The sequence below is a fragment of the Methylobacterium variabile genome, from assembly GCF_001043975.1.
In the GTDB taxonomy this organism is placed as follows: Bacteria; Pseudomonadota; Alphaproteobacteria; order Rhizobiales; family Beijerinckiaceae; genus Methylobacterium; species Methylobacterium variabile.
This window is the reverse complement of record NZ_LABY01000204.1, coordinates 1-16,300: the sequence shown is the minus strand read 5'-3', so window position 1 is coordinate 16,300 and position 16,300 is coordinate 1. Positions and strand designations below refer to the sequence as shown.

Genomic DNA, 16,300 nt, shown 5'->3' with positions numbered 1-16,300 from the left:
TGAAATGAGATGCTGCCGCAGCTGATCCTCACTACAATCGGTCAGGGTAGCTGCGCTGAGCGTCGCTGACGTTCCTCGGCACAGGCTGCGGCAAGGTCGGCATCGTCGACCTCGCTCAGAGCTCGAAAGATGTGAACGGCACGGCTCTGTTCACCGGCACGCATCACCAGCACCACGGTCTCAATGTCCGGACAGTCCGGATCGCCGCAGCTGATTTCACTGACACTCAGGCAGTCATTCGGACCAAGCTCCAACATTGGCGTGAGCCGCGCCTTTAGCGCGGCTGAATGTGGAGCATTGGCGGCCAGCCGACTGCGCCAATCCTTCAGCGTTACGAAGGCCATGTCAGGCGGCCGCCTGCCCCCACCGCGGGAACGGATCCGGCAGGTGCTGGAAATCCTTCGGTTCAAAGCGTGTCGCTGCTTCGGGACCAACCAAGCACGCGTCGAGAGCCACGCGGATGGCGCCTTCGTCAAGGTTCGTCCCGATGAACACCAGCTCCTGGCGTCGGTCGCCCCAGACCTCGCTCCAGTGCTGGTTGAGCAACTGGCGCCACTCTGAATGATCAGGCCAGCGTCCGCGGGGCACCGCCGCCCACCAGAACCCCATCCCTCCTGTCCGGGCGACCGCACCAGCCAGGGAGAAGTCACCAACCCACTCGGCACGTGTCGCCAGCCAGAAATGGCCCTTGGCGCGGATCAGGCCAGGCCAGGTCTGGTTGATGAACGCGTTGAACTTCTCCGGGTGAAACGGCCGCCGTGCGCGGTAGACGAAGGAGCTGATGCCGTACTCCTCCGTCTCCGGCGTGTGCGCATGCGGCTCATACAGCTCCTTGTACCATAAAGGATGTTGCTGAGCCTTCTCCTCGCTGAACAGACCGGTATCGAGAACCTCTTCGAGGTCAATTTTGCCGAAGCTCGCCGGGATGATCTTGGCATCCGCATTGAGACCGCGCACGACAGCAAGCACGGTGGCGAGCTGCTCGGCGCTGACATCGTCAGCTTTGTTGATCACTACGACATCCGCGAACTCAATCTGCTCAACCAGCAGATCGACCAGGGTGCGCTCGTCCTGAGCCCCAGCGGTCTCACCCCGGTCACGCAAGAAGTCGTTCGAACCATAGTCGCGCAGCAGGTTCATCGCATCGACGACGGTGACCATCGTATCGAGACGCGCAACGTCCGACAGGCTGTGTCCTTCCTCGTCGCGGAACGAGAACGTACTGGCGATCGGTAGAGGCTCGGCGATCCCCGTGCCCTCGATCAGCAGGTAGTCGAACCGTCCCTCACGGCTGAGCCGGGTCACTTCCTCAAGCAGGTCGTCACGCAAGGTACAGCAGATGCAGCCGTTGGTCATTTCGACGAGCTTCTCGTCGGTGCGCGACAGGTCCGAGCCGCCGCTGCGGACGAGATCGGCGTCGATGTTCACCTCGCTCATATCATTGACGATCACGGCCACCCGCCGGCCCTGCCGGTTATTAAGGACGTGGTTCAGGAGGGTGGTTTTGCCGGCGCCCAGGAAGCCGGACAGCACGGTGACGGGGAGACGGGCGGCAGGAGCGGACGAGCTTGGCATGAGACCTCATAATGTTATAATGTTACATTCTCAGGCGACTTAGAATGTAACTTTGTAACAGTGTCAACTCTGGGGGACCGATGGGCAGCCAGGTGCACACCCACGTCTACGATCCCAGCTGCCCGAAGCGCCTTGAGGCGCAGGTGCAGGCCGTGCTCGCGCGGGCCGAACGACACTGCGAGGAGCAGAAGTTGCGCATGACACCCATCCGCCGGCGGGTGCTTGAGGAGCTCGGGCGCGAGCGGCAGCCCATGTCGGCCTACCTGCTGGCTGATCGGCTCAGCCTGGAGCGCACCGTCGCGCCTGTGGCTGTCTATCGTGCACTGGAGTTCCTCGTCAGTGCGGGCCTGGCGCGCCGTATCGCGAGCAAGAGCGCTTACGTGATCTGCGAACATGGGCCGGCGAGCGGAACAGCCCTGCTGCTGATCTGTAAAGGCTGTGGGGTGGTCGACGAAATGCTGTGTGAAGGTCTCGACCGTGTGTTAAGCCATGCCACGGCTCAGGTCGACTTCGCAGCACACCGACCTGTGATCGAGTTGGAAGGTGAATGCGCCTCATGCACCAGCCGGTACGGAGCCTCAGACTGGGTTTCCTAAATTAATTGTAGGGTGCCACTCCGCACACGAACATGCAAACGCTCAGCTTGCTGGGGTCGCTCGAGGCGCCGCACACACCTGTTGTAACAGTGTAACGCCTGCGGCGAATGTGCCCCAACCGGTGATCAGAAGCTTGTCAGTCCCAGCCCGGCACGCGCAAATGCAACATTATAACGTGCGCTTGGAACTCCGATGCCGTACCGTAGCCGCTTGGGCCTCCTGGCGCTCAGCACCGCGCTGCCCCTCATCATCCTCGCCACAGCCGCGGCGCGGGCGGAGGACATCAAGCTCGACGAAATCACTGTCTCCTCACCAAGCCCGATCGTCGCACGTCCTACTGGGCCGGTGACCGGCGCGGGATCTGCGTTCCCAATCGGCGTGCTGCCGGTCGTGACCAACACGTTCTCGCCCGTGACCGTCGTCACGCAGCAGCAGATCGCGCGTGACCAGCCGCGCACGCTCGGTGACGCGCTGTTTGACCGGCCTGGTATCTCCTCGACCACCTACGCGCCAGGTGCCGCCTCCCGGCCGATCATCCGCGGCCTCGACAACGCCCGGGTGCGCATCCAGGAGAACGGCATTGTCAATGGCGGTGTGTCCGATCTCGGCGAGGATCATACGGTCCCGATCAATCCTCTGGTGGCCGACCGCCTCGAGGTGATCCGCGGCCCCGCCACGCTGCGCTACGGCTCAGGCGCCATCGGCGGTGTGGTCTCGGCCGAGAACAACCGTGTGCCAACCTACATCCCGGCGAACGGCTACTCCGGGCAGGTGACCTCCGGCTACTCGACGGTCGACAACGGCCGTCTCGGCGCGGCGACCGTGGACGCCGGCAAGGACGGCTTTGCCGTGCACGCCGACGGCTTCAAGACGGCCTCGGACAGCTACGCGATCCCCGGCGGGATCCAGCGCAACTCCTATAGCGAGTCGCAGGGCGGCTCGGTCGGCGTGTCGGCGATCGGCGACCGTGGGTTCGTCGGCGTCGCGTTCAGCCACTACGACGCGATCTACGCCATCCCGGGCGGAGAGGCCGAGGAGGCCCGCACCCGCCTCACCCCGAACCAGGACCGGGTGATCTCGCGGGGTGAGTACCGCCCGCTCGATGGTCCCCTCGAGGTGATCCGCTACTGGGCGGGCTACTCGGTCTACCGTCACGACGAGATCGGCATCGGGGAGGATGGGTTTGAGGGTCAGCAGGCGATCTTCAAGAACCGTGAAGCCGAGGTGCGGATCGAGGCGCAGCATGTCCCGGTGTTCACGTCCTTCGGCAAGCTCACGGGCGCCATCGGTGTTCAGGCCGACCGGCGGCTGATCAACACCCAGCTCGAAGCCTTCCTGCCGCGCACCGACTCGCGGGCTGGAGCCGTCTACCTGTTCGAGGAGCTGGAGGTTCTGCCCGGTACACGCCTGCAGGCGGCGGGCCGCATCGAAGGCGATCGCATCCGCAGCACCGCCGTCCAGTTCCCGGGTGACTACCTCCCCGTCGATGGTGAGGATCCGCTGAGCTACCGGCTCACGCGCCGCTTCGCGCCCAAGAGCGCGAGCTTCGGCCTGCTGCAGGACCTGCCCTACGGCTTCGTGGCAAGCCTCACCGGCTCCTACGTCGAGCGCGCGCCCACCGGTTACGAGCTGTTCTCGCAGGGTCCGCACGACGCGACGGCCACCTTCGAGATCGGCGATCCGACCCTGCGGCTGGAACGGGCGCGCACAGTTGAAGCCAGCATCCGCCACGGTGACGGGCCGCTGCGCTTCGAGGCAACCGGCTACTACACGCGGTACACCGGGTTCATCTACAAGCGCCTGACCGGCACCCTGTGCGACGACGACTTTGGGAGCTGCGGCAGCGGCGACGAGCTGCGCCAGATCGTCTACTCACAGCAGAACGCCACCTTCTATGGGGCGGAACTCATTGGGCAGTATGACGCTCTGCCGATCGGCAATGGGTTCATCGGTGTTGAGGGACAGTTCGACTTTGTTCGCGCCAAGTTCGACGACGGCACCAACGTGCCGCGGATCCCGCCCTACCGCCTCGGCGGCGGAGTTTATCTGCGCGCCGACGGATGGTTTGCACGGATAAACCTGCTGCACGCGTTCGCGCACACGCAGATTGCCCCGTTTGAAACCGACACCCCAGGCTGGAACGATCTGCGCGCGGAAGTGAGCTACACTAAAGCTCTTGATCCCGCGGTCTACGGTGCCAGCGAGGTGACACTCGGGTTGCAGGGCCGCAACCTTCTCGACGACGACATCCGCAACTCGGCGTCGTTCAAGAAGGACGAGATCCTGCTGCCGGGCCGGAATGTGCGGTTGTTCCTGACCGCCCGGTTCTGATCCCATGCCGGCCTCCGGCAGGGCGCCGCCGGAGGCCAACAACCAGCTTAGCCGTGGCAGGTGCAGCCGGCGTGCTCACAGCCGGCATAGTCCTTGTGACCGTCGGCACACTCGTCGCAGCAGTAGGCCTTGCCGTCACGGTCCACAGCCTTGGTCAGCGGGATCACGCAGACGCAATCCTGGCAGGCGCATTTCACCATCTCGACATTGACGCTCGTCATTGGCTTGTTCCCTTGCTGGAAGATCAGGATCCGGCCTCCTCGATGGCTGGATCATAGGTATGCTCATGCGGTTCGACGAAATGCGCGATCATGTTACGTAGAACATCGCGCACGTGATCGTCGTCGATCGTGTAGGCGACCTGCCGCCCCTGTCGCGCCGCCCTCATGATCCGGGCGGTACGCAGTAAGCGCAGATGATGGGAGGTCAGAGATTGCGAAAGACCCAGGGTCTCACAAATGTCGCCGACCGTATGCGCCTCGTCGAGGCAAGCCAGGACGATCCGTAATCGGTTCGGCTCACCAAGAAGCCGGAAAACCTCCGCGACATCAATCACCTGAGCTTCAGACAGCTGCGGCACGTCTAGGCACCCCAACGCATGAGCACGTGTTCATGTGTCGGCTATGTCGCTGCAGGAGTCAACCACGCGTTCCTGCCGACTTGACCGGCCTGCGCACACACGGCGTACGTGCCTCGAAAGCAGGAAAATACCCCTGCGGAGTTGCGAGACTTTGCAGAAAAACACATACGCCCGAGAGTTGAGCATGGGGACGGATTTAATCAAGATGCGCAACAACCAAACGATCTGGGATTTGGTGTCGTGTTGAGATATCAGTATTTAATATCTTGGCATGGCTATTGATGCTTATCTTGATGACTATCAGCTGGAATATTACTGCTTTTAAAATGAACATCGGATCAATGTTGCTGGTGCCATCTGTGCTCATGAAACTTACGGCAGTCGCAGAAGATGGAAACGGTCGGCCAGCTGACCGGTGGAGTGGCGCACGACTTCAACAACCTGCTGACTATCAACCCTACCGGGGCGACCCGGCCTGCAAGGCCGCCACCGGTCGCACCGCCTCGCCGTTCCCACCGCTGCGCTGCCTGCGTGACCCAAATGCCTTCGCGATCAGGACGTATAGGAGCGGCGTGACGAAGACGGCTAGTACCGTCGCGGTGACCATGCCGCCGAGCACGCCGGTACCGATGGCCCGCTGGCTGTGCATGCTGGCGCCCGTCGCGACGGCGAGCGGCACCACGCCTAAGATGAAGGCGAACGAGGTCATGACGATGGGCCGGAAGCGTAGTTCGCACGCCTCCAGCGCCGCCTCATGCAGGGACCGGCCCTGAACCACGAGGTCTTTGGCCACCTCGATGATCAGGATGGCGTTCTTCGCCGTCAGCCCGATCACCGTGATCAGGCCGACCTTGAAGTAGACGTCGTTCGGCATGTCCCGCAGCAACATGGCGAAGACCGCGCCGACCACTCCGGTCGGGACCACAAGAAGCACGGCGAGCGGGATCGACCAGCTCTCATACAGGGCGGCGAGGCAGAGGAAAACGCAGAACAGCGCCAGCGCGAGCAGGTAGACGGCCTGTGAGCCCGACAGCTTCTCCTGCAGCGACTGCCCGGTCCAGGCGAAGTCGAAGCCCGGCGGCAGCTGGCCGGCCAGCTGCTCCATCTCGGCCATGGCGTCGCCGCTGGCGTAGCCCGGGGCCGCGCTGCCGGAGATCTTGATACTCGGGTAGCCGTCGAAGCCCACGACCTGCGATGGGCCCATCGTCCATTGCACCCGCGCGAAGGACCGGAACGGTACCATCTGCTCCTTGGCGTTGCGCACGTTGAGATTGAGCAGATCAACGGCCTTCATGCGCCGGGACGCCTCGGCCTGGACGATGACCCGCTGCATGCGGGCCTGGTTCGGGAAATCGTTGATGTAGGCCGAGCCGAGGCTGGTCGAGAGCGCATCGTTGATATCGGCGAAGGTCACGCCGAGGGCGTTGGCCTTCTGCCGGTCGAGGACGAGCTCGATCTGCGGCGCCGTCGGCAGGCCCTCGACGTAGACGCCCTGCAGGATCGGGCTCTGGCTCGCCGCCTTCAGCAGTTGGTCGCGCGCGGCGGCCAGCGCCGCATGGCCCTGCTGGTCCTTGTCCTGCAGGCGGAAGGAAAAGCCGCTCGAATTGCCGAGGGAGTCGATGGCCGGCGGCGACAGCGACATGGCGATGGCGTCCGGCATTCCCCCGAGCGCCGCGTTGGCGCGGGCCGCGATGGCGTCGGCCCCGTCGTCCGGTCCGCGCTCGCCCCAGGGCTTCAGCCCGACGAAGTTAAGGGCCGCGTTCTGGCCCTGGCCGGAGAAGCCGAAGCCGAGCAGCAGGGTCTGGCTGTCTATGCCGGGCTCACGCGCGAAATGCTCCTCGATGCGCTTGGCCACGTCGAGCGTGCGCCCGGTGGTCGATTCCGGCGGGGTCTGCGCATCGACGATGACGTAGCCCTGATCCTCGACGGGCAGAAAGCTCGACGGCATGCGCGCGTAGCTCCAGCCGAGCGCGGCGACGAGCAGGGCGTAGACGAGGAGCGCCCGCACGGGTCGGCGAAGCAGCCCGGCGACGCCGGAGCGGTAGGCCAGCGTGCTGGCCCGGAAGCGGCGGTTGAACCAGCCGAGGAAGCCGCCCCTGGCGTGGCCATGCCTGGCCTCGACGGGCTTCAGCAGGGTGGCGCAGAGGGCGGGCGTGAGCGACAGCGCCAGGAAGGCCGAGAAGGCGATGGAGGTCGCCATGCTGACCGCGAACTGGCGGTAGATCACCCCGACCGAGCCGGGGAAGAAGGCGAGCGGCACGAACACCGCGACTAGCACCGCGGTGATGCCCACGATGGCGCCGGTGATCTGGCCCATGGCCTTGGCAGTCGCATCCCGCGGGGGGAGCCCCTCCTCGCTCATGATGCGCTCGACGTTCTCGACCACCACGATGGCGTCGTCGACGAGGATGCCGATGGCCAGCACCATGCCGAACATGGTCAGCACGTTGATCGAGAAGCCGGCGAACAGGAGCGCGCCGCAGGTGCCGAGCAGGGCCACCGGCACGACGATGGTCGGGATCAGGGTGTAGCGGACGTTCTGGAGGAACAGGAACATCACCGCGAAGACCAGCACCATCGCCTCGGCGAGCGTCGTCAGCACCTTCCTGATCGAGACCTCGACGAAGGGCGTGGTGTCGTAGGGCACACTCATGCTGACGTTGGCCGGCAGCGTGCGCTGGAGCTGAGCGAGTTTCGCCTTGACGCCGCTGGCGGCGGCCAGCGCGTTTGCGCCCGGGGCGAGCTGGATGCCGATGCCGGCGGCGGGCCGCCCATCGAGGCGGGTCTGCATCCCGTAGGACTGGCTGCCGAGCTCGACCTCGGCGACGTCGCGCAGGCGCACCAGCGAGCCGTCTGGGTTGGCCCGCAGCACGATCTCCCCGAACTCGGCGACGGTGGTGAGTTGCCCCTTGACCAGCACGTTGGCGGCGATGCGCTGGCCTTCCACCGCGGGCTGTGCGCCGATGGTCCCCGAGGCCACCTGCGCGTTCTGCGCGCTTACTGCGGCGGTGACGTCGCCCGGCACCATGCCGAACCCGACGAGCTTGACCGGGTCGATCCAGATGCGCAGCGCCTTCTCCGAGGAGAACAGCGTCGCCCGGCCGACGCCCGGCACGCGCCGCAGCTCGCCGAGTAGGCGACGGGCGGCGAGGTCGCCGAGGTCGGTCTCGCTGAGGGAGCCGTCCCTGGACGAGACGGTGACGAACTGGAGGAAGCTAGTGCCGGCCTCCTCGACGGTGACACCCTGCTGGGTCACCGCCCGGGGCAGGCGCGCCTCGATGCGCTTGATCCGGTTCTGGACCGCCACGGTGGCCTTCGACGGGTCCGAGCCCGGCGCGAACGAGGCCGTAATCGACACCATCCCGGAGGTGTCGCTGGTGGACTCGAAATACATCAGCCCCGGGATGCCGTTGAGCTCCTCCTCGATGATGCGGGTGACGCCGTCGTAGAGGCGCTCCGGCGGGGCGTCCGGGTAGGTCGCGCTCACCTGGATCGTGACGGGGGCAACGTCCGGGTACTGCGAGACCGGCAGGAAGGCGACGGAGACCCCACCCACGAGCATGATGAAGATGGAGATTGCCCAGGCGAAGATCGGGCGCGCGATGAAGAAGCGGCTCATCTCGGTCAGGTCCCGGCGCGGTCAGGGCTTCGCGGACGCGGCGGCCATCCGGGCGGGGTGCCAGGGCGAGGGGTTGACCGCCATGCCGGACCGCAGCCTCTGGAAGCCCTCGACCACGATGGTCTCACCGGCCTTGAGGCCGTCCTCGACGATCCAACCCGCATCCGTCAGGGCCCCGGCCCGGACGGGTCGCAGCGCCACGGTCCTGTCATCGCCGACGACGTAGACCTGCGCGACGCCGGCGCTGGAACGCTGGATGGCCTGGGCCGGGACGACGACCGCTCCCGGCAGAGTGCCCTGTGCGATGCGAACACGGACGTAGGTGCCCGGAAGCAAGGCGACCTCCGGGTTCGGGAACGTGGCCCTCAGGAAGACTTGGCCGGTGCCGGGGTCGACGCTCACGTCGGTGAACAGCAGCCGCCCGGCGTCCGCATGGAGCGAGCCGTCCGGCAGGACGAGGTGCACCTCCGTCCCTTCCTTGCCCGAGGCCCGCTCTCCGAGCCGGCCGAGGTCGTCGGCGGGGGCGTTGAAGTCGGCGAAGATCGGATCGACCTGCTGGATCAGTGCAAGCTTGGTCGCCTCGCCCTGGCTCACGAGCGCCCCTTCGGTGACAAGCGCCCGGCCGATGCGGCCGGCGATGGGCGCCCGCACGGTGGCGTAGTCGAGGTCGATCCGGGCTCGGGCGAGTTGCGCCCTGGCGCTCGCGACGTCGGCCTCGGCCTGGCGCAGGGCGGCAACCGCGATATCCTGCTGGGCGGCGCTGGCAGCCTGCCGCTCCAACAGCGTCTCGGTGCGCTCCGATTGGCGCTGCGCCTGGACCTTGGTCGCCTCGGCGCGGGCGAGGGCGGCGGCCTTGGCATCGACCTCGGCCCGGTAGACCGCGGCATCGATGCGGAACAGGACGTCACCCTTCCGGACCAAGCTGCCTTCCTCGAAGGCGCGCTCACGGATGATGCCGGCGACCTGCGCACGCACCTCGGCGACCCGCGTCGAGGCAAGGCGTCCCGGCAGGTCGAGGGTACGCGGGACCGTCGCCGCCTCAACGACGACCGTCGAGACCGTCGGTGGCCCCGCGTCCGCTCCCGGCGCGGCCTTACCGTCGGCGCCCCGTTCGCATCCGGCCAGGGTGAGGACGACCAAGCCGGCCACAACCGTCGCCACGACGGGATGCGGGCGACGAAGCCGCACGCGCAGGGATGATGGGATCGGGCGTGCTATCACGGGCGCATCACCAGCATAGAGCATGGCTTATCCAGGCCGACGGCTTGCAGGAGAGCGACGGCCCGCCTGTCTGCGAGGCGACGCTGCCCCGGCACGTCCGCGAGGTCGTCTGGTCGAACGAGATGCCCGTCGTGCGACCGGCCTCACGGCAGATCCGGTCGGCGGCCAGCCCGCAATCCAGGGACGCTCCGTCGTCCACGCTCGGGCACCGGGCCTTCGAGAACACGAGGACCAGCCCGAACGAGGGCGCTCCGGACATGGCTTGGCCGAGCGACGCGGCGACCTCCGACCAGGAGCGCTCAAGCGCCGCCAGCGGACCGTCGTCTGCGCGTGTCTGCGGCACCCCTGTTATTACGGGAGCCGTCGTCGCCGCCGTCGCGATGGACGCCTCCAACCCAATCACCGCGGCGAGGCACCATGTCATGGTCGAGCGGGCGCTCGAACTCGAAAACCGCATCTCGAAATCCCGTTGGGCAAAGGCCGAGCCCCGGACGCACGGTTCATCGGGCGGCCGACGGCGACGGCGGCCCCGTGTCTTCGTGAACCCGTGCCGTGGGGCCGGGTGGAGGACCGGATCCCTCAGTCGTCCCAGTCGTCGTGGAAGCCGAGCGGCTCGAACGGGGGCTCGTACTCGCGCATGACGAACTGGCGGCGATAGACGCGGTAGTACTCGGGCGGCCCGTACTCGTAGCCGTCGTCGTAGACCGGCTGCGCCCGTGCTGAGGACGCGGCGAGCGCCCCCAGGGCGACCCCCCCGACGAGGCCGGCGGCGAATGCCCCGGACCGCCCGCGAGCTTGGGCTTCCGGGACGGCGGACGAGAACGCGGCGAGTGCGGCCGCGAGGAGTAGGGCTTTGTTGCGCATGGGGTCACCTCGGCTCCCGGGAGGGGAGATCGGGCCGATCCTAGCGGCCGAGGTTGCCGCAACATTACGCCCGGCGGGGTTGGACGGAGGCGCGGGTCAGGCCGCCGCGCCCGGGAACATGAGGGAAACCGTCAAGCCGCCGCCGGGGGTCTCGTCCATCGCGACGCTTCCCCCGTGCATGGCCATGACCTGCGCGACTAGGGCGAGCCCGAGCCCCGTGCCGTCGCTCGCCTGCCCTCGCGCGAACGGCTGGAGCATCTCCGCCGGGGCTCCGTCCCCGACCCCGTCGCCGTGGTCGATTACGCGAACGGTCCCGGGGGAACGGACCTCGACCAAGATGGACTTTCCGGAGCGGGCGTGCTGGAGGGCGTTGCGCAGGAGGTTGCCGGCGGCGATGCGTGCGGCGGTTTCCGAACCGGTAACGAGGACCGCTTCGCCTTCTCCGGAGAATGCGACGTCCACCCCGGCGGCAAGCGCCGCGGGGACATGCTCCGCGGTCGTGGCGCGAACCGCCGCCACGAGGTCGAACCTGCGCATCTCCGGACTGTCCGAGGGCAGCCGCGCGATCTGGAGCAGCATCGTGACGGTCGACGACAGCGACTGGATATCGGCCACCAGCGACCGACGCAGGTGAGGGTCCTCGACCCGCTCCAGGCCGGTCCGGACCCGGGTCAGCGGGGTCCGGAGCTCGTGGGCCGCGTTCGACAGAAACCGGCGCTGCGCAGCCGAGGCAACGTCGATGCGCTCCAGGGCGCGGTTGAAGGCGGCCACCATCGGGACGAGTTCCCGCGGCGCCTCCTCCAAAGGCAGGCGAATACCGTCCGACCCACCGTCGATGCGCTCCGCCGAGTGCGAGACCCGGCGCACGGGTCGAGCGATCAGGGCGGGGACGGTGATGAGGGCGACCAGGATGGTCGCGACGACCACGGCAAGGATGGGGATGGCCGTGTAGTTCACGTCGCGCAGGCTGGTCAGGGCGGCCTGAGCTGGAGTGTAAGCGGCGCCGCCGACCTGAATCCGTACGAATTCCCCCCCGACCCGCGTCACCACGGTCGCGTTGGTCAGGCGCAGGGCATCGCCGTCTTCCGGGAAGTCCGACGCGTCGGGAGCCGCGACGTCGCCGTCCCGGACCGATGCGGGTACGGCGCCGTAATGCAAAGTCCCTCCCTTAGTTGTCACGACGTACCAGAGGTCGGGGAAGGAGCGCTTGATCCCGTCGAGGTCGCCCGTCGACGACACGACCGGCGCCCCGTCCCCGTCGCGCGAAAGAGCCCCCTTGATCGCCCTCGCCGCGTCATACTGCGCGAGGAGGCCATCGTCGCCCTGCAGGGCGATGACCAGCGTCCAGGTGCACAGGATGGTGACGGCGACGACCACGCTGAGCAGGACGGCGGCGAGCCGGGCGATGGAGGGCTGCCCGCGTGGCATCAACCGGCTTCCATCATGTAGCCCAGGCCCCGGAGCGGCTTGATCGCCACGGAGCAGTCGGCGTCCCGCAGCCGCTTGCGCAGGCGTGAGATATGGGCGTCGAGGGCATTGGACTGGATCTCGTCGTCGAAGCCGTAGGCCGCGGCTTCGAGCGCCTCCCGCATGGCGACCTGCCCGGCCCGGCGGATGAGGGCTTCGAGCAACGCGAGTTCCCGGCGCGGGACCGGGATGGGGCGACCGTCGATGCTGACCGAGCGTTCGGCCGTGTCGAAGGACAGGTTGCCGACCCTCAGCACGCCCTTCCTGTCGACCTGGAGCCGGCGGATCACGGCCCTGGCGCGGGCGACGAGTTCCACCGGCTCGAACGGCTTCGGCACGTAGTCGTCGGCCCCTGCGTCGAGCGCCCGCGCGATCTCGACCGGGTCGTCGAACGCGGTCAGCATCAGCACCCCCGGCCGTGGCCTGAGCTGCGCCAGGCGCGAGATCAAGGTGATGCCGTCGCCGTCCGGCAGCCGGCGGTCCAGCACGACGAGGTCGAACGGCTGGACGCTGACGGCGGCCAGCGCCTCGTCGAGGTTGTCGACGACGTCGGCGTGCCCGAGGGCGTCCGAGAGCGTGGTCTTGAGCCACGCGCTCAGTTGCGGGTCATCCTCTACGACCAGGACTCGCAAGACGGTTGGACCTCCAAGGAACGATGGCGGCAGGACGGGGCCGGCCGAAGCAGGTCGTCAAGCCGCCTTGCGGACGAGACGGGCATAGGCGCCGCTGCGGTCCAGCAGCTCGTCGTGCGTCCCGCGCTCGACCACCGCCCCCCGGTCGAGCACGATGATCTGGTCCGCCCGGCGCACGGTCGAGAGCCGGTGCGCGATGGTGATGGTGGTGCGGGTCGTGCCGGGCCGGTCGAGGGCACGGGTCATCGCCAGCTCCGTTGCGGTGTCGAGCGCGCTCGTCGCCTCGTCGAGCAGCAGGACCCGCGGATCGCGCAGGAGGGTGCGGGCGAGGGACAGGCGCTGCTTCTCGCCGCCAGAGAAGCGGTGTCCCCGCTCGCCGACCACGGTATCGTACCCGTCGGGCAACGCCGCGAGCAGGTCGTGCACCTGCGCGGTCCGGGCGGCCGCGTACAGGTCCTCGTCGCTGGCGTCGGGCCGGGCGAAGCGCAGGTTCTCCGCGACGCTGGCATGGAGCAGGTAGGGGTCCTGCGTCACCACCCCCAGGATTTCAGTGAGCGAATACCGGCTCAAGTCGCGCACGTCGACGCCGTCGTAGAGCACCGCGCCGGCATCCACGTCGTAAAGACGAGCGAGCAGATAGCCGAGCGTGGACTTGCCCGATCCGGTGGCGCCCACGATCGCGGTGTGCGACCCCGCCGGGATGTCGATGGTGACGCCGCGGATGGTGGCCGGTCCTGCCCGGTCGTAGGAAAACGCCACGCGATCCAGCCGGACGTGGCCCGCGACCGTGGCAGGGTCGAGCGTGACGGGATCGGGCCGTTCGGTGATGCCCACGGGCTCGTCGAGGTATTCGAAGATGCGGGCGAACAGGGCCCGGGTCTTCCTGACCTCGACGCCGGAGCGCAGCACCTCTTCGAGCGGGAATAGGAGCTGCTCCTGCAGGGCGATCATGGCGACGAGCGTGCCGACGGTCATGGCGGTGCCGGAGGCCATCAGCCAGCCGCCGAGGAGGAGGGTCAGGGCCGGCATGGCCTGGAGCACCAAGTCGATGACCGACCATTGCCACTGGCCCGCCGTGTGGGACCGGACCTCCAGCGTCGCGACCTCGCGCGACGACCGCGCGAAAAGCTGCGTCAGATGCGCGGTCCGCCCCATGGTGCGGGCGAGGACGATACCGGACAGGGACAGGGATTCCTGTACCGCCGACGACATCTCCGCGATCCGTCCCTGCTGCTCGTAGGTGAGTTCCTCGCGCTTACGGCCGACCCAGTCGCTGATCCAGGTCGCGAGCGGCAGGACGAGGAACGAGAGCAGGGCGAGCCGCCAATCCAGGAGCAACATCGCGGCGGCAGTCATGACGACGGTGCTGGCGTTCCGGGTCGCCTCGTCGGCCGTATGGGTCACCAGTGCCTGCAGTGCACCGATGTCGTTGGCGATGCGGGACTGGATGTCGCCGGCGCGGGTCGCGGTGAAGAACCGCAGCGAGAGCGACTGGAGGTGGGCGTACACCGCCACCCGGAGATCGTGCATGATCGCCTGCCCGACCTTCGCGGTGACGAGGACCTGCAGCACGCCGATGCTAGCGCCGACCGCCGCGAGGGCGACCAGGCTGCCGGAGAGGGCGGCCAGCAACGCGATGTCGCTCTTCGGCAGGGCATCGTCGATGATCGCCCGTAGCAGGAACGGGGCGGCGAGCCCGGCGGCCGATGCCAGGGCGATCAGGAATAGGACGAGCGCGATCCGCCCCCCGTAGGGCCGGAAAAGGTCGATGATGCGCACCACCGACACGTGCGCCGTGGCAAGGTCCTCGTAGGCCATGTCGTCCGCATCGTCCGGTGCGAAGCCGTTCGTCGGGCTTTGTCTCATGAGTCAGGGATTGCCGTCGTTCGAGGTCGTTGCCCGCCCGGCCAGGGTCATGGCGACCAGGCGTTCGCGGAGCTTGCCGAGGATGGGCACCGGGTCGCTCGGCTTCTCGCGCACGAGATAGGCGAGCCAGGCGCCGTCGGCGGCGAGCCGGACGAGTTCCAGGTCAGGTCCGCCGTCCGTCGCGTGATGGCGATGAAGACGTTCCGCGAACCAGTCCGAGACCAGTCGGCGCAGCCTCGGCTCGGCGAGGATGGAGATGTGAAGGGCGGCCCACTGGCCTCCCTCCGTCATCATCGGGTCGTGCAGCGTCACGTCGATGTAGGCGCGCGTGAACCGACCATGCGGGTGGGCGTCCCTGGCCATTGCCGCCTCGATGTCGGCATCGAGCTGCTCGATGAGGTCGGAGACGACGCCCTCGACCAACACCTGCTTGCTCGCGAAATGATGGAACAGGGCGCCCTTGGTCACGCCGGCGGCCTCGCAGACTCCCTGCACGGTCACCGCGGCGAGGCCCTGCTCCAGGGCGAGCTTGGCGGCGCAGTCGAGCAGCGTGCGCCGGACGAGCTCGGGCTGCTTCTTGCGTCGGTATCCTGTTTCGGTCGCCATGGTCTTGTTCTCGCGACGTCGAAGGTACGGCTCCGGCAGGACGGGCCATCGCCTTCTCCGGTGTCGCCACGGGTCGGTTGCTCGGTGCCGTCTTCGACCGCGACGGAGCGCTGCTGGTCCTTTGGCCCGCTACCGTGCGCCCAGTACCGCAGTGGTCGACGTTTCCGGCTCGGCTTATCATACATACCGTACGGTATCTTTCAACCGAAGTGGCGTTCCCGGATCCGTCATCCGTTCCTCGTGGGACGCCCGGCGGGACGCGTGTGCTGCGGCGGGGCGGCCGGAGGCTTTCCGGTCATTTGCCGAGCAGGCGTTTCCCCGACTGGATGACCTGCAGCGTCTGGGAACTCAGTTCCTCCTGACGCGCGCGCCTCTCGTAGTTCATCAGGCGAGTGATGATGTCCTCGTCCCAGTAGAGATCCTCGTCCAGAACCGAGGTGACGGTCTTCGTGACCGCCTGCCTCAGCAATTTCTCGAAGATGTCGTCCACCTTCTCTGGTTCCGTATCCACTCGGCGCCTCCCGTTGTGGCAGGCCGGCTCGATAGGAGTGATGGGTTACGGCAGCATTACGGGATGTCGGACGAGTGAAACGTCCCCGACCATGGATGGCCTCCTCGCTACGAGGGCGCTCAACCCCGTCCGACTTCAGGCTCCTATGAAGCTAAGGCGGGCGGGAGCTCGGCCGTTCAAGCGTCTGGCGGCAGATGTTGAGGCGCCATCGAGGCGACCTATCCCGCGAGCGCGACTTGCCCTCGTCACCGGCTTCATCCTGCTGACGCAAGACGGCTAAGCTAACCTCCTCGGGTATTGGGCCGCTAATGTGCTCGTACCTGCTGACGGCGTGGCCGCCGGACTAAGCATCTCATATCAACGGCAGCTGTTGAGCTCCAAGCGGCCATTCCAGGGTCTTCGGTCGAAGGTCTGTGATTAGGCGTGGAATAA

The 16,300-nt window shown here is 67.2% G+C and carries 14 protein-coding genes; 2 read left to right on the top strand and 12 right to left on the bottom strand.

The features are described from left to right. Window positions 1-41: 41 nt before the first annotated feature. Complete coding sequence (locus VQ02_RS36130; RefSeq protein ID WP_083469474.1) at window positions 42-344, bottom strand: hypothetical protein; 303 nt, start codon at window positions 342-344, stop codon at window positions 42-44. A gap of 1 nt (window position 345) precedes the next feature. After that, on the bottom strand, window positions 346-1,575 hold the full coding sequence (gene zigA / locus VQ02_RS26505) for a zinc metallochaperone GTPase ZigA (RefSeq protein ID WP_048447239.1): 1,230 nt from the start codon (window positions 1,573-1,575) through the stop codon (window positions 346-348). Between the two features lie 80 nt (window positions 1,576-1,655). On the opposite strand from zigA, the gene VQ02_RS26500 reads away from it, so the two are divergent. Both VQ02_RS26500 and VQ02_RS26495 read left to right on the top strand, forming a co-directional pair. Beyond that, on the top strand, window positions 1,656-2,171 hold the full coding sequence (locus VQ02_RS26500; protein WP_048447238.1) for a Fur family transcriptional regulator: 516 nt from the start codon (window positions 1,656-1,658) through the stop codon (window positions 2,169-2,171). A 192-nt stretch (window positions 2,172-2,363) separates the two neighbouring features. After that, entirely contained in the window at window positions 2,364-4,502 is a 2,139-nt protein-coding gene (locus tag VQ02_RS26495; RefSeq protein WP_048447237.1) for a TonB-dependent receptor, read from the top strand. A 47-nt stretch (window positions 4,503-4,549) separates the two neighbouring features. Here VQ02_RS26495 and VQ02_RS26490 read toward each other — a convergent pair whose 3' ends face one another. From VQ02_RS26490 to VQ02_RS26440, 10 genes are all read right to left on the bottom strand, one after another. After that, complete coding sequence (locus VQ02_RS26490) at window positions 4,550-4,723, bottom strand: metallothionein (RefSeq protein WP_048447236.1); 174 nt, start codon at window positions 4,721-4,723, stop codon at window positions 4,550-4,552. Window positions 4,724-4,746: 23 nt separating this feature from the next. After that, on the bottom strand, window positions 4,747-5,082 hold the full coding sequence (locus tag VQ02_RS26485) for an ArsR/SmtB family transcription factor (protein WP_245239861.1): 336 nt from the start codon (window positions 5,080-5,082) through the stop codon (window positions 4,747-4,749). Window positions 5,083-5,539: 457 nt separating this feature from the next. Next, window positions 5,540-8,701, bottom strand: a complete 3,162-nt coding sequence (locus VQ02_RS26480; RefSeq protein ID WP_048447235.1) for a multidrug efflux RND transporter permease subunit — start codon at window positions 8,699-8,701, stop codon at window positions 5,540-5,542. A gap of 21 nt (window positions 8,702-8,722) precedes the next feature. Further along, window positions 8,723-9,889 (bottom strand): efflux RND transporter periplasmic adaptor subunit, encoded by a 1,167-nt coding sequence (locus tag VQ02_RS26475; protein WP_053080555.1) that lies wholly within the window; start codon window positions 9,887-9,889, stop codon window positions 8,723-8,725. Between the two features lie 612 nt (window positions 9,890-10,501). Further along, complete coding sequence (locus tag VQ02_RS26465; protein WP_048447232.1) at window positions 10,502-10,786, bottom strand: hypothetical protein; 285 nt, start codon at window positions 10,784-10,786, stop codon at window positions 10,502-10,504. A 96-nt stretch (window positions 10,787-10,882) separates the two neighbouring features. After that, on the bottom strand, window positions 10,883-12,214 hold the full coding sequence (locus VQ02_RS26460) for a sensor histidine kinase (RefSeq protein WP_048447231.1): 1,332 nt from the start codon (window positions 12,212-12,214) through the stop codon (window positions 10,883-10,885). Further along, complete coding sequence (locus tag VQ02_RS26455; protein WP_048447230.1) at window positions 12,214-12,885, bottom strand: response regulator transcription factor; 672 nt, start codon at window positions 12,883-12,885, stop codon at window positions 12,214-12,216. The genes VQ02_RS26460 and VQ02_RS26455 overlap by 1 nt, the downstream gene beginning before the upstream one ends. Window positions 12,886-12,942: 57 nt before the next feature. Continuing rightward, the gene (locus VQ02_RS26450; protein ID WP_048447229.1) at window positions 12,943-14,703 is read right to left on the bottom strand and encodes an ABC transporter ATP-binding protein; all 1,761 of its coding nucleotides are present in this window, start codon (window positions 14,701-14,703) and stop codon (window positions 12,943-12,945) included. A 51-nt stretch (window positions 14,704-14,754) separates the two neighbouring features. Beyond that, window positions 14,755-15,357, bottom strand: a complete 603-nt coding sequence (locus VQ02_RS26445) for a TetR/AcrR family transcriptional regulator (protein WP_048447228.1) — start codon at window positions 15,355-15,357, stop codon at window positions 14,755-14,757. A gap of 295 nt (window positions 15,358-15,652) precedes the next feature. Next, complete coding sequence (locus VQ02_RS26440) at window positions 15,653-15,847, bottom strand: hypothetical protein (RefSeq protein ID WP_245239860.1); 195 nt, start codon at window positions 15,845-15,847, stop codon at window positions 15,653-15,655. Window positions 15,848-16,300 lie beyond the last annotated feature (453 nt).